Raw genomic sequence first — 12,820 nt, 5'->3', positions numbered from 1 at the left:
TGCCCGATGTGCGGGCGTGACGACGGCCGGCGCTCCGGACGTCAGCCAGTGCCAACCTGTGCTTGGCTTTCCTCGCTGCAAAAGCTTTCATGTGCAAAGAAACCCGCCAGCCTCAATTCTGCCGCTTGCGGCTCGCCGCCGGGTCGGGCATACCCGGCGAAGCCGGAGACGTGGCCGAGTGGCTGAAGGCGGCGGTTTGCTAAACCGTTATAGGCTTGTAAAGGCCTATCGAGGGTTCGAATCCCTCCGTCTCCGCCAGAACATAGTTCGCCCCCGTTCGCTAGCCTCCGAAAACCCCCTGTGAATACACGATAATTCGGGTTTTGTCAGTCTTGCCCATTCGCCGCCATTCGCCTAAATTCGCGGTTCCGGTGTGGGTACAGGAGGGGGTAAATGGCGGGCGGAAAGCTTACGGCCCTTGAAGTGACCAAGGCGAAGACGCCTGGAATGTATGGCGACGGTGCCGGGCTCTACCTTCAGGTGAAAGGGGACGGCAAGGAACGCATCTCCAAGTCGTGGATCTTCCGATATCGCCTCAACGGCCACACCAGTAAGACGGGGAAGCCGCTGGCGCGGGAGATGGGTCTGGGCTCGCTTGAGACGTGGAACCTCTCAGAAGCCCGTGAGCGGGCCCGCAAGATGCGTCAGCTCATCGACGAGGGAAAGGACCCCATCGAGGCCCGCAAGCTCCAGGACCAAGCCAGCGCGCTGGAGAAAGCCAAGACGACCATCTTCCAGGATTGCGCCAAGGCCTACATCAAGGCGCACCGGTCGGGCTGGAAGAACGCCAAGCACGGCGAGCAGTGGTCGGCCACTCTGGAGACCTGGGCCTATCCGATCATCGGCAAGCTGCCCGTCGGCGGCATCACCACCGACCTGGTGCTGAAGGTGCTCGAGCAGCCGGTTGGTGGCCACCCGGACGCGCCGACGTTCTGGACTGCGCGCACCGAGACGGCGAGCCGCGTCCGCGGTCGCATCGAGAACGTGCTGGACTGGGCTAAGGCAAAGAAGCTGCGCGACGGCGACAACCCGGCGCGGTGGAAGGGGCTGCTCGACAAGCTGCTGCCGGCGCCCTCGAAGGTCTCACCGGTGGAGCACCACAAGGCTCTGCCATATGCCGACCTGCCGCGCTTCATGGCCGAGCTCCGCCGGCGGGACAGCCTGAGCGCCCGGGCCCTCGAATACACCGTTCTCACAGCCGCCCGGACGAGCGACACGATCGGCGCGGTGCGGACTGAGGTTGACCGAGCGGTGACCACCTGGACGGTCGCCGCGGCCCGCCTGAAGGGCAAGAAGGGCGCTCGCAAGCGGGATCATGTCGTGCCGCTTAGCGACCGCGCCCTAGAGATCCTGGAGAAGCAGCCGGAGCGGTCGGAATACCTATTCGCCAACGAGGCCGGCGAGCCTCTGTCCAACATGGCCATGTTGGAGCTGTTGCAGGGCATGGGCTTCGGGGAGGACCTGACCGTCCACGGCTTCCGGTCGACCTTCAAGGACTGGTGCACCGAGCAGACCGGCTTCCCGAACGAGATGTCCGAGATGGCGCTGGCGCACACGGTCTCGGACAAGGTCGAGGCGGCCTACCGCCGCGGCGACATGCGCGAGAAGCGCCGGCGCATGATGGCTGATTGGGCGGACTATTGCGCCAGCCCGCCGGTGAGCGATATGAGCAATGTCAGACCGCTCAGAGCTTAAAGCGGAAATAGGGTTGCACGCGAATTTAGTGATTTTTCACCAAGAATCGGCTTGATTGGTGCTGTATCCCTGTTCCATCGTCAGCGCCTCAGGACAACAGAGCTCTTTCTCTCATGGCAGAACACGACGAACAGGGATCAAAGGTACAGCTGCAGTTCCACTATATAAAGGTTGCAGACTACCGTGAAATACCGTGCCACGGGGCGCTGGGCGGGTTGACACCCGCCGGCCAAATTTGCATGTCCCTCTTCTCTGAACGCGGGCCGATCCCAAGAGTTGTGGAGTACGACGTCTACGGGAGGCCCGGAGACCAGATCGCGTTCACAGAGACTGGTCAGACACCGAGCAGGGTAGAGACGCGCTCTGGGATTGTTCGCAATGTCCATTGTTCAGCGTATCTCAACCTAGAGACGGCCAAGCAGCTTCACGAGTGGCTGGGTGCGCAAATCAAATTGGCGGATGGCAGCAAATGAGATTCCTAGCTTTCCAGGCTAGCTATGGCTTGACGTCGTCGGGATCTGGACTCCGTACGCTGACTAAAGATCCGATGCTTCCGATCGCGTCCGGTCGGTACTTGCCGCACGCCAATGTTGAAGACGAGTTCACCGAGTATGAGGGGTACGACCAACCTGATTGGGATGGTTACGGAGCAGAGCCGATCTCTCGCGAAACGGTGCGAGCGGCGCGATCGTTTAGTCGATTGCTGCCTCCGAGCGTATTGAAGCCTGATGTTGCGCCCGGGGCAGATGGCACAATTGGATTTGAATGGCGTTTCGGCTTTGGATCAACCCGTGAGTTCGTTTTGGTGGACGTTGGACCGGGCGGACGCGTAGTCGCGCGCAGAGTGGCGGCGGACGGAATTATCAAGAACTTTCCGCATACGACCCTTACGACCGGCGCGAAAGCATTGATCAACGAATTGTTCGCGCCCTAGCCCACATTCATGTCCTTCAGTCATTTCGAAACTGACAAGCCGCTTCCTGATTCTGCATGCTGGTATAGGTTTCTAACCAATGCTGATCACGTAACTCGCGATCAGACCGTTCACTATCAGGCTTTGAAGGGCGGACAATTTTCATCATCGGCCGGTAAGCCATGGCAACATGAGCTCTCGGGAGCGGTTGTCGGAAATCCAGATTCAGCGGATCAGATCAGGGCCAGAGGTGAAGCTCGCATTCAAACAATCCGCGACGGGTTTGTGGCGAAAGGAAAAGTGGCTCCATCGAAAATAAAACTTGTCGGTGTGGCGTTTGCAGCTGCTTCTCACCTAAGAGTTGATGTGCAGGGGATTCGTACAGACACCGCCTACACCCCTGACAATGGCAATCCATCGCACAGTGATTTTGTTACATTCAGTTCAACGAACGATCAGAGTATCGATCCTGTCCGACATTGGCTGATGCAAACCTTGGCGGTGCTGCCACAAGCGAAGATCGAGCAGATTGCGCCATGATTCTTCGGTTGGCGTAACCCGAGGGCGAGCGCAAGAGCGAGCCCCGACAGGTTTACTTCTTTTCGGGAAATTCGTGTGTGTAGGTAGCCGAGCCGAGATTCGAATTGCCGGGCCCAAATGCAGTGACTGTAACTTGATAGGAATGGCTGCCGCTCGGCGGGCTTGGGGGCGAATAGTTGTCCAGTGCTCCACAAGCAATCGACGACTGCCCCTTGTACGGTACCGTTCCCCCACCGTGATTGTAGCTGGGGACCTGAAGATCAACCATGTGGAACTGAAGGGTTGCAGTCCCCTTTGGCACACCGGTCAATGCGAACACTGGAGAGGCGAGGCCGCACCATCGAAAGCTCATCGAGAATGCCGACGCATTGGCTGTGCTCAAAACCAGGATAGCCGTCGCACAGATAATCAGCCGAATACGCATCGTGTCTCTCCCCAGAGCTCCCGATCATCAAAATTGATTCGGTTCGCTGCCGCAACGGAGCGAAGGTGGATGGCCGGCGAGCGAGCGCAAGCGGATTTCCCCAGGTCGGGGATGGATTTCTTAACGCAAATCAGGTGAGATGATCGGCGGAGCCTAGGAAACTCCCGAAGCGGTCCCTTGCCGGGGATTGCGCTTCATCCGCGATAGGCGGGCCGTCGGCCTTGCCGGGCCTCATGTCCCGCTGAAAGACGTCAACGCGCCCATTGCCGTGGGCTGCGACCGGCTCACTATGCCGGGAGTGCCACGGTTATGCAACAGCCCGAAAGGGTAAAGGCCGTGGCGCACGTTCTCGCGGACGTGTTCCTAGACTCCCGGTGCCAGCCTGCCGCTGGCGCCCGGCCCTAGGAAAGCCGGTTAATCCGCGAGCACTTCCCATGTCCAACGTCATCGACTTCCGGAGCGCATCCGCGCGCCGCGTGACCTGTATGCCTCCCGAGAATGTCCAGCCCATCGAGCCCCGTCGGCGGGGCCGACTGCCCCGCAGACTCGGCGGCCCGACCTGCAAGCGTTCGGAGGGCTGAGCCATGGCGAAAATGAAGCGTTCGGAGTGGCTCAACTCGCCTGTAGGCAGATTGACCGCCGATGGCGGATCGAAGGCGGAGCACATAAGGCGCCGTGCACGGTGGCTGGTGAATGAGTGGCAGTTGCCACGATGCCCCAAGATCGGCCGCACCTGGAGCAAGGAGCTAACTCAATGGTGCGAGAACCACGACGTCAGCTTCGATTGGTTGCTGTACGGCGACCTCAAAGGCCTGCAACGGATGATGCAGGCGCGGCGCATGGGTAAGGCGGCCGCTGGCTGAGGCGGTAGTTTTCCACAACCTCGTGGCGGCCCCGGATTGTTTCGGGGCCGTCGCCGTCCATGATTGTCGCGCGCGGGGCCGGAGGGCAAACCGTCGCATCCGTCTCACCGCCGGATGCTTGCCCCGCGCAATCCTTTCGCGGTGTGTGGTGAGGTCATGACAGCGAAGAAGCAAAATCCTTCGAAGCGCGGCCGGAAGGAGCTTGTCCGCGGCTTGCGCGAGCAGGTGCTGCTGCGCTTTCGTGCGCACTATCGTGCCGCCAAGAAGTTCAATCCGAAGCGGACAAAGCAAGACATCGTCGAGGCCTTCCTTTCCTCGAATGGGCCATGGTTGCGCGAGATCGGTATCGCGGTCGGCAACTATGCAACGCTTCGAAACGTTCTTGTGGCCGGCCGAAAGGAACGAACAGCTCGTCGACAGCGCAATTGGGGGATCTATACCAATATCGCGGGGCAGCACTTTTTGACTTCTGAGATTACCTACATGCGCCACGTGCTGGCCGGAGGCGAAGGTTTGGCCCAGGCTCTCCTAAAGCGCCCGATTTAAAGTGCACGTTTCCGGATTTAAAGTGCACCCATAGCCCGAGCAAATCACCGACTTTTCCGTTCGTTTCGAACACGAACGGAGACGTTCAGCGATGTCTATCGGTGATTTTGCTTTCCTGAGCGGCAAGCTTGTTTGCAGTCCTCAGGAAGCCATGCGGGCAGTGAACTGCCGCAACACGAAGTTTTACGAACTGCTGAATGCGGGTGAGCTCCAGTCCTACATGGATGGTTCGCGCCGGCAGATCGTGGTCGCTTCTCTTGTCGCCTACGTGCAGAGGCGCGTCGACGCGGCGCGCGCGGAGAAGGCCGCATGACCGAACCCGCCACTTGGAAGCGGGCTCGGCATGCAAACAGGAATCGTCGGGAAAACGATCACCTGGATATCGCCTTCGACCCCGAATTCGCGACGCACCCCGAAGATCCTCTCGCCGAGCCGCGCGTCATTTTCCAGCTTTGGAAATCACGCCGGCGCGACGCGTGCATCCGCCTCACACTCTCGCGATACAAGGGCAAGCCGATCGCAGACCTGCGAGTGTTCTTCGTGACTTCGACCGGCCACATGCAGGCTTCGAAGAAGGGGATTGCATTCGACATCGCGAAGTTGCCCGAGGTGCGGAAGGCGCTGGAGAAGGCCGAGGCCCTCGCGCTCGAGCTCGACCTGGTCGAGGTGGCGTCATGAATGCGCCGGTGCGATCGGTCGAGCGGCTTGTACTCGGAGATTTCGAGGACTTCCTCGATGTCTGCGGTTTCGAGGCCTGGTACGTCGAGCGCGGCTGGAAGTCCAAGCACCTTGCGGTCGACCAGCTGCAGGAACTGGCATGGCTCTGGGATTTGATCCCCGACGAGTCTGCGCAAGATCGAGTCCAGGCGGCTATGGCGGCGGCATTCGTTGGTCTGAGGAGGGCGGACTGATGGATGCTCTCACCGATAAGCCATGGCTTCACGATCCCATGTACGGCGGCATGTCAGCAGCGGCCGCCGAAGCCAGTTGGCGGGCCGCGGAAGCGCGTCGCGAGGCGGATGCTGCATGGGAACGCCAATTCGGTCCGCCGCATGACGCGTATCCCGAGAGCGCCGACGGCGAGCCGATCCTGGATTTGGTTCAACCCAGTGCTAAGCCGGCCGTCTACGCTGCGATCACGTCGGCGGCGTGGGAGGGCACCGAGCCCGAGCAACCGCGCTGGTTGGCCTCCGCGCGCGTCCCCAGCGGCGATTTGACGATCGTGTCCGGCAACGGCGGCAGCGGGAAAACCGAGATTCTGGTTCAATTGCTGGTCTACGTCGCTGCGGGCCTTGGTGATTGGCTCGGCTGCACGATCGATGCCGGCACCGCACTTTTGCTCAGCTGTGAGGAGCCCGAGCACAACATCCGCGATCGAGTCGAGCGCATCTGCAAGCACCGTTGCATCGATCCCTATACGCTGCCGGACTTGCACATGCTGTTCCCCGATCTGGAGAGCACCTGGCTGGTCCATGCCAACAAGGATGGTCGCCTGTCGCGCGCGCCGCTGCTGGACTGGCTCGAGGCGTGGATTGTCGAAAACAAGCCGCGCCTGGTCGTGATCGACAACGTCGCCGCGGTGTTCGACGGCGAGGCAATTGCCCGGCGGCAGGTCCGCGCCTTCCTTGCTATGCTGCGCAAGATCGCCCGGGAGCATGACACAGCGATCGTGCTGCTCGACCACCCGTCCGTGCGCGGCATGGCTGACGGCTCTGGCACCGCCAACTCAGTTGACTGGCGCAATAGCGTCCGCTCGATGCTGCACCTGTCCGACCCGGATAAGGACGACCCAGACGCGCGCACGCTCGCCGTGACCAAATCGAACCGCGGCCGCACCGGGGAGAGGATCACCATCCGCTGGAGTGGACTGACGTTCGTCACCGAGACCATTGGTGCTTCATCCCCGCACCGCGCGGCCGCGGAGCGCAACGTTGAGGACACATTCCTCCGATTGCTCGACCGGTTTCTGGCGGAGGGTAGGGAGGTGCGGCACACAACCGGCTCAGGATATGCGCCGGCCGCCTTCGAGGGCCATCCAGAGGCCAGCGGCATCAAGTCGAAAGCGTTCGCTGCCGCGATGGAGCGCCTGTTCGCCGCCGGCAAGATCGTTGTGGTCGACGGCAAGCGCTCCAAGCACATCGAGAGGGCCGCCGGATGAGCTTCCAAACGCCCCTACAAACGCCCCCCGCCGCCATACAGACGCCCTATCAGACGCCGCCGCAAACGCCCCTACAAACGCGCACAACCGCCCTGCACACACCCCCCTCATACTCCCCCCGGCGTTTGCGCCCACTCGCGCGCGCATTCCACCCGCTCGCAGACACGGCTGCGCTGTCGCTCCGCTCGCGTCCGCAAGCTCTCGATAGACCGGTGACCCATGACTGATCAGAAACCATCCCAACAACTCACCACCCAGCAACGGGCTGCCATCGGCAAGACCAAAGCCGGTGGGGTTAGTGGCCGGTTGAAGGCCGCTTGTGACGACATGGTGTGGAATGGCACCCCATGGGAGGAGGCAGCGACGAAAGCCAATTTGACTGTTCGCGCAATGCGATTGGCAATGAAGCGGCCGCAAGTGCTCGCGTATCTCAAGGCGGAACGTGGTGTCGTGCTGGCGCAACTCACGCTGCAGAATCCTCGCAGGCTGGCCGAGCTCCGTGACCAGAATGAAAATCGGGCGGCCGCAGTGCAGGCAGCGCGCGCGCTCGAGGCGATCAGTGAAGCCGACGGGCCCCGTGGAGACAGTCCGAACGATCGGCCTGGCGTGGTGATTCAGATCATCGGCGCCGCACCAGCGGGTGCGCCAGGCGTGAGCATCGACGTCACGCCGAACAAAAATCTGTCGACGGGAGAGCGAATGGACGCGGGCGATGATGAATGATCGCGAACACCAGCGAACTATGGGTAGCCGTGTGGGTACGTTGGCCGATGGCTTGCAAATGCGGCGCAAATCAGCACGTTGTGGCGGAGACATGATCCGCCGGAAGGGATTTATGCGCGCGACTGAATACCCAGATCCCACTCTGTTTCCTCACTCCGCAGGCGGGCGCCCGCGCGCGAGGCCCTCCGCGCTTTCAGGACCCGCTGACGCGACCCCCGGGGGGAAAAATCGGCCGCCGATCGAGGCGCTGGTAACCCGCCCTCACGCTTTCCCAGCAAAACCTCGGACCCGTATTTTTCCCAGGGTCCAGAACTTCCGAGCTCCAGGGCAGCGGACCGCCCAACATCCACGCGGCGGCGGTGTGGGGAGAAACAGCCGCATCATTTTCACGAGGTGACCGATGCCTGATCCAGTGACAACCGCTACGCCTTCCCCAGGGTCCGTTCAGCCAGCGCCCGCGGTTGCAGCGGCGCAGTCCGAGGCAGCGGCGTGGGCAGACCTGTCGCCGAACGAGCGGCATCGTCAGACGTTGGAGGCCGGCGACGCACAGTCCGGCCGCTATGATCCGGCGAAGGTGATCCAGACGCGCGACGAGCGCGGCAACCTGGTTCTGAAAGACCGAGAGACCGGGAAGCTGATTTCGGAGACCGGCGATGTGTCGGCGGATCCGACCGAGCAGCCGCCTACCGAGGGCTCGAAATACACCGTGGGCCGATTTGAGGTCAGCGAGGCCGAGCTCGAGCAGATGCTTTCGCGTCAGGCGATCGACGACCAGCGCAAGGCGACGCTGCCGGCCAATGCCGACGGCTACAAGCTCGAGCTGCCCGAGGGCACGGTGCTGCCAGGCAATCAGCAGGTCCAATTTGATGCGAATGACCCGGGCCTGATCGCCGCGAGAAACTGGGCGCATGCCCGCGGCCTTGACCAGGCGGCTTTCTCGGAAATGCTGTCGATCTACGCCTCGCACGTCGCGACGCAGCAGGCCACGATTGCGGAAGCAGCGCAGCGGGAGCTCGCCAAGGCCGGCAGTAACGCGACCCAGCGAGTGGATGCGGTCGGCCGGTGGATCACGGCGGAAATCGGCCACGCCGACGCGAAGCCGATCTTGAGCACCATGGTCACGGATGCACACCTGCGGTTCTACGAGCGCCTCATGCATAAGGTGACCTCTCAGGGCACCGCGCCGTTCTCGCAGCAGCACCGCGACGTCAGCCCCAACACTGTCGACGATGCCACGTGGAGCCGCATGAGCTACGGCGAAAAGAAGGCCTACGCCGATCGAGCGAGCAGCGGTGGCCGCCGATGATCGATTTGCAGCCGGCTGGATCCTATGACGAGTTTGTCGACCTGTTCGGTGACGTGCGGGTGGCGCGAGGGCTTTCATGTGAACGGGTCGACGATATCTGCGGCCTGACGCGCGGGCACACGAACAAGGTTCTCGGTCCGCGCCGCGAGAAGAGGCTTTCGCCCATGCTCATCGACACGTACTTGCCGGCCTTCGGTATCCGGTTGGCCGTGGTCGATGACCCCGAAGCTATCGCGCGAATGCAAGGACGCTGGGAAGCGCGCGACGAAGCCAACGTCCGCTACGAATTTGGGGACAGGATCAGCCGTCGGCTTCTCGACCGGGCTCGGCCCCACATCCTGCAAGAAATCATCGCTCAGCTCTCGGCCGCCGCGGGCCGAGCAGCATAGGAGAACTGAACATGGACAAGGATTTCGTCGACGCGCTCATAGCCAACCTCAAACATCTCGAAGACCGCATTTCATTCATTCGAGCGCGAGAGCCACATCAGCACCATGAGTTCAATGAGCTGATGGCGCGGCTTCGCGCTTGCGCGACGAAGAGGTAGGCCATCATGTCGCTTAGCATCACGATCAGCAACTTCAGTCCAGCGCCGTCGCGCCGCGACCAGGAGCTGGCGCTTCTTGTCGAAGCACTTCGCAACATCGAGCAGACGCTGCGCGCACCGGGCGGCTCGGTAACTTCTGGGAGCGCCTTCGTCGCCGGCACGAGTACGGCCGTCGGAACGTTCACCTGGACGCCGCAGGCCTCGAGCTGATGCAGAAGCAGGCCGAACATTGCTGCTTGTGTTGGCTGGACGGTGTGCGCCGGCCGCGGGTGAAGGGCTGGCCCGGCTTTTCCATCTGTCGCGAGCATCTTGCCGAGACCATGGGGGCCAATAGTGGCGCACCGGTGCTGCAGCCGACGCCCGGGCACGAATTCGCGTCGACCACGCTACAGTAGGAGCCAGCCGATGCCGCAATCGACTTGGAAGTCCATTTCTGAAGCCAAGCGTGGTCTCGGTTCGCTGTTGCTCCGTGACGGCGCCGGCCTTTCCGATCCGGTCTATGTCGGTCGACAGGCTGATGACGGCCGCTGGTTCTTCGGCGACCAGGAGACCCATCCGCAGTTCTACACGCATGTGCCGCCGTTCGACTGTGAGGATGGCAGTGGGCAATGAGACTGCCGCTATTCTCGGCCTCAAGCGCGAGATCAAGTCGATCCGTGCGAAGGCTCGCGAGTTGAGCGCACAGAACGAGAGCTGGCGCAGAGTGTGCGTAACGCTTCGCGGGCTTGCCGGCCTCGATGCCGGACAGTTTTGCAATCTCCTCAAGGCAGAATCCCTGCCTTGTGACTGAGTAGGTAGCGCGCACCGCAAGCGCGTTTCGGATCGGGCTTTCCGCAACAAGCCTCGCCTTTGGACATCGGCGCAAACGTCTTCCGGCGGCTCACCGACTGAGCCGAGCCTCAATCCGCCGCGCGCGGCTGAGGCCTTCGGAAGGTCGGTCCGATGTTCGCCCGTCTCGCGGGCCGCGTTGTCCTCGCGGCTGCATTGCTCGCCTGGTTCGCTCCAGCATTCGCGCAAGCACCGGGGCCCGTGCCCGCTCTGCCAGATCAAGAGCGCCGCACCAGCTACAACATCACCTCGTCGATGTGCAGTTGCGCCGTCGGCTTCCAGCTCTATGCGGATAGCAACGACGTCGCCAACTGGCTCGAGGTCTGGGTCAACGGCACACGGATCACGCAGGCCGGGAACTGGACGATCACCAGCCCGACCGGTTCGCTCGCGACGATTCCGCGCCCGATCACCGACGCGGTGCTGACCTTCACGCAGGCCCAGACCGGCACGGTGCAGATCGTCGGCGCCCGCCGGCCGCGCCGGACCAGCCAGTTCGCCGAGAACCGCGGCGTTGCGGCGCGCGATCTCAACCAGGCGATCACCGATATCGTCGCGATGCTGCGCGAGGATTGGGACAAGATCAACGATGTCTCGGGGCGCGCGGTGCTTGCGCCTCCCGGCGAGACGCTGACGGTTCTGGCCGCGTCCGCCTCGCGTGCGAACTCCGGCGCCTGCTTCGATAGCGGTGGTAATCTCGTCTCGTGCGTCTCGATCCCGAGCACGACCTTCACGGCCGGCAACGGTATCTCGATCACGGGTACCTCGCCGAAGACGATCACTAACAACATCCAGGGCGGCGGCCCCATCACGATCACGGGCACCAACCCGCTGATCATTGGTTGCCCGACCTGCAACACGACGCCTGCTGCGGCGACACCCGCGCTTTTTGTCTCAGCACGCGCGACGGCAACCGCGCTCGACTTGCACACGTTCAACGTGGTGCAGACTGGCGGCTACGCCGCGGCTGGCGATGGCGGCGGTGCAACGTTCAAAAATGTAGGCAGCGCAGCCTTCATCGATAGTTTCATAGCAACCGGCAATCTCACTGCGCCCGGTTCGGCCTACACGAATGGCACCTATCGCGGCGTAGCGCTCACCGGCGGCACCGGCACCGGCGCGATCGCAACCGTCACGGTCGCGGGCAACGTGGTGACCGGCGTCACGATCACCGGCACCGGCGGCAATGGATACGCGGCTGGTGATGTACTTTCGGCGACAGCCGCGAGCATGGGTGGCACTGGCAGCGGTTTCACCTGGACGGTGGCAACCGTCACCACGCCGACCGGCAGCTTCACCGATTCCGTGGGGACGCATTTTCAGCTCGTCGTCGACCAGGGCACTTTTGTCAACGTCCGCCAATTCGGCGCCGTCTTGAACTGGAACGGCAGCGACGGCACGGCGACCAACGACGCTGCAGCATTTCAGAACACGCTTTCATTTGCTAGCGCGCGCACAGCGCTCAACATCGACACGCCTGGCCACGCCGGCAGCGTGGTGATGGTCCCTGCAGGATCCTCGCTGATCTGCGGCGGCTTGATGGTGCCGGTTGGAGTGACGCTCAGAGGACAGGGTCCGATGAGCAGTTCGCTCAAACAGTGCGACTCCGATGCCGCGACACAGCACTTCATCACGCTTTGCGATCCGCAGGCGCATATCGCGTGCTTCGGGTCCGCGATCAGGGAAATAAAACTATACACGGGATCAGGGAGTGCAAATTCCGCGATCGCGATGATCTATACCAACGCGTCGCAGCAACTGATTGCGGTCGACAATGTTGCGGTTTACTCGGGAAAGCGATCGTGTCTCGTCACCGATACAGGATACGGCGGGGCGTCGAATTTCATAGCAAATGTTCTGTTCTGTACGCCCAGCAACACTACGACCAATCCCGGCATAATCATCGGGTATACGGCCGCTGTTACCACCTTGCGTGACAGCATTGTCGAGGCGAGCGCTCTCACCGGAAATGCGGTCACAATCGTGAACGCTGGAGGTATCGTTAATATCGATGGCTTCCATAGTGAGGGAATTTCCAGTCCGATCTTTTTCAACGTGACGGCGGGTGGCATCCTCGTAAACATCCACAACGTCACCGGTAGCGGCGGTTCCGCATGTGTCGACTTGATCACGCGGCAGTCCGGTTCGACTTCCGGCGCGATCGTGGTTGGAACCACGAGCCCCGGCAATTGCACGCATACCTTCAACAATGCGGGGAGCTTTACGACCGGTGCGATCGTCGCAAATCAGGTCTTTTAAGACGGCTGTGAGAGGCAC

The 12,820-nt window shown here is 62.0% G+C and carries 18 protein-coding genes and 1 tRNA gene; 18 read left to right on the top strand and 1 reads right to left on the bottom strand.

All coding sequences use genetic code 11. The features are described from left to right. Window positions 1–164 precede the first annotated feature (164 nt). From SO180_RS21750 to SO180_RS21735, 4 genes are all read left to right on the top strand, one after another. Window positions 165–258 (top strand) — tRNA-Ser (locus SO180_RS21750). A gap of 135 nt (window positions 259–393) precedes the next feature. Beyond that, window positions 394–1,695, top strand: coding sequence for a tyrosine-type recombinase/integrase (locus tag SO180_RS21745; protein WP_449380879.1), 1,302 nt, complete (start codon window positions 394–396; stop codon window positions 1,693–1,695). 547 nt (window positions 1,696–2,242) lie between these two features. After that, entirely contained in the window at window positions 2,243–2,629 is a 387-nt protein-coding gene (locus SO180_RS21740; protein ID WP_449380878.1) for a hypothetical protein, read from the top strand. A 9-nt stretch (window positions 2,630–2,638) separates the two neighbouring features. Beyond that, the gene (locus tag SO180_RS21735) at window positions 2,639–3,148 is read left to right on the top strand and encodes a hypothetical protein (protein WP_449380877.1); all 510 of its coding nucleotides are present in this window, start codon (window positions 2,639–2,641) and stop codon (window positions 3,146–3,148) included. Between the two features lie 52 nt (window positions 3,149–3,200). Here the strand turns inward: SO180_RS21735 and SO180_RS21730 are convergent, their stop codons facing one another. Next, on the bottom strand, window positions 3,201–3,572 hold the full coding sequence (locus SO180_RS21730) for a phospholipid-binding protein (protein ID WP_449380876.1): 372 nt from the start codon (window positions 3,570–3,572) through the stop codon (window positions 3,201–3,203). 584 nt (window positions 3,573–4,156) lie between these two features. On the opposite strand from SO180_RS21730, the gene SO180_RS21725 reads away from it, so the two are divergent. From SO180_RS21725 to SO180_RS21660, 14 genes are all read left to right on the top strand, one after another. Then, window positions 4,157–4,435 (top strand): hypothetical protein, encoded by a 279-nt coding sequence (locus tag SO180_RS21725; protein WP_449380875.1) that lies wholly within the window; start codon window positions 4,157–4,159, stop codon window positions 4,433–4,435. A 156-nt stretch (window positions 4,436–4,591) separates the two neighbouring features. Continuing rightward, window positions 4,592–4,981 carry a hypothetical protein gene (locus SO180_RS21720; RefSeq protein WP_449380874.1) on the top strand — a complete coding sequence of 130 codons (390 nt, stop codon included), beginning with the start codon at window positions 4,592–4,594 and terminating at the stop codon, window positions 4,979–4,981. Between the two features lie 91 nt (window positions 4,982–5,072). Further along, window positions 5,073–5,294 carry a MerR family transcriptional regulator gene (locus tag SO180_RS21715; RefSeq protein WP_449380873.1) on the top strand — a complete coding sequence of 74 codons (222 nt, stop codon included), beginning with the start codon at window positions 5,073–5,075 and terminating at the stop codon, window positions 5,292–5,294. After that, complete coding sequence (locus SO180_RS21710) at window positions 5,291–5,659, top strand: transcriptional coactivator p15/PC4 family protein (RefSeq protein ID WP_449380872.1); 369 nt, start codon at window positions 5,291–5,293, stop codon at window positions 5,657–5,659. The genes SO180_RS21715 and SO180_RS21710 overlap by 4 nt, the downstream gene beginning before the upstream one ends. Further along, window positions 5,656–5,892 (top strand): hypothetical protein, encoded by a 237-nt coding sequence (locus SO180_RS21705; RefSeq protein WP_449380871.1) that lies wholly within the window; start codon window positions 5,656–5,658, stop codon window positions 5,890–5,892. Before SO180_RS21710 ends, SO180_RS21705 begins: the two co-directional genes overlap by 4 nt. A gap of 38 nt (window positions 5,893–5,930) precedes the next feature. Next, window positions 5,931–7,139 (top strand): AAA family ATPase, encoded by a 1,209-nt coding sequence (locus SO180_RS21700; RefSeq protein ID WP_449380870.1) that lies wholly within the window; start codon window positions 5,931–5,933, stop codon window positions 7,137–7,139. A 219-nt stretch (window positions 7,140–7,358) separates the two neighbouring features. Further along, complete coding sequence (locus tag SO180_RS21695) at window positions 7,359–7,862, top strand: hypothetical protein (RefSeq protein WP_449380869.1); 504 nt, start codon at window positions 7,359–7,361, stop codon at window positions 7,860–7,862. A gap of 529 nt (window positions 7,863–8,391) precedes the next feature. Then, a complete protein-coding gene (locus SO180_RS21690; RefSeq protein WP_449380868.1) occupies window positions 8,392–9,168 on the top strand; it encodes a hypothetical protein in 777 nt (258 codons plus the stop codon). Next, window positions 9,165–9,557 (top strand): hypothetical protein, encoded by a 393-nt coding sequence (locus SO180_RS21685; RefSeq protein WP_449380867.1) that lies wholly within the window; start codon window positions 9,165–9,167, stop codon window positions 9,555–9,557. The genes SO180_RS21690 and SO180_RS21685 overlap by 4 nt, the downstream gene beginning before the upstream one ends. 11 nt (window positions 9,558–9,568) lie before the next feature. Beyond that, on the top strand, window positions 9,569–9,715 hold the full coding sequence (locus SO180_RS21680; protein WP_449380866.1) for a hypothetical protein: 147 nt from the start codon (window positions 9,569–9,571) through the stop codon (window positions 9,713–9,715). A gap of 6 nt (window positions 9,716–9,721) precedes the next feature. Further along, window positions 9,722–9,925, top strand: coding sequence for a hypothetical protein (locus SO180_RS21675; RefSeq protein ID WP_449380865.1), 204 nt, complete (start codon window positions 9,722–9,724; stop codon window positions 9,923–9,925). Window positions 9,926–10,120: 195 nt separating this feature from the next. Continuing rightward, complete coding sequence (locus SO180_RS21670) at window positions 10,121–10,327, top strand: hypothetical protein (protein ID WP_449380864.1); 207 nt, start codon at window positions 10,121–10,123, stop codon at window positions 10,325–10,327. Further along, window positions 10,317–10,505: a hypothetical protein gene (locus tag SO180_RS21665; protein ID WP_449380863.1), complete on the top strand. Its 189-nt coding sequence runs from the start codon at window positions 10,317–10,319 to the stop codon at window positions 10,503–10,505. The genes SO180_RS21670 and SO180_RS21665 overlap by 11 nt, the downstream gene beginning before the upstream one ends. Before the next feature lie 152 nt (window positions 10,506–10,657). Then, a complete protein-coding gene (locus SO180_RS21660; RefSeq protein WP_449380862.1) occupies window positions 10,658–12,802 on the top strand; it encodes a hypothetical protein in 2,145 nt (714 codons plus the stop codon). The last annotated feature ends 18 nt before the right edge of the window (window positions 12,803–12,820 follow it).

The sequence above is a fragment of the Bradyrhizobium sp. UFLA05-112 genome (assembly GCF_053572325.1).
Note: the sequence above shows the minus strand (reverse complement) of the source record. Positions and strands in the feature narration are given on the sequence as shown.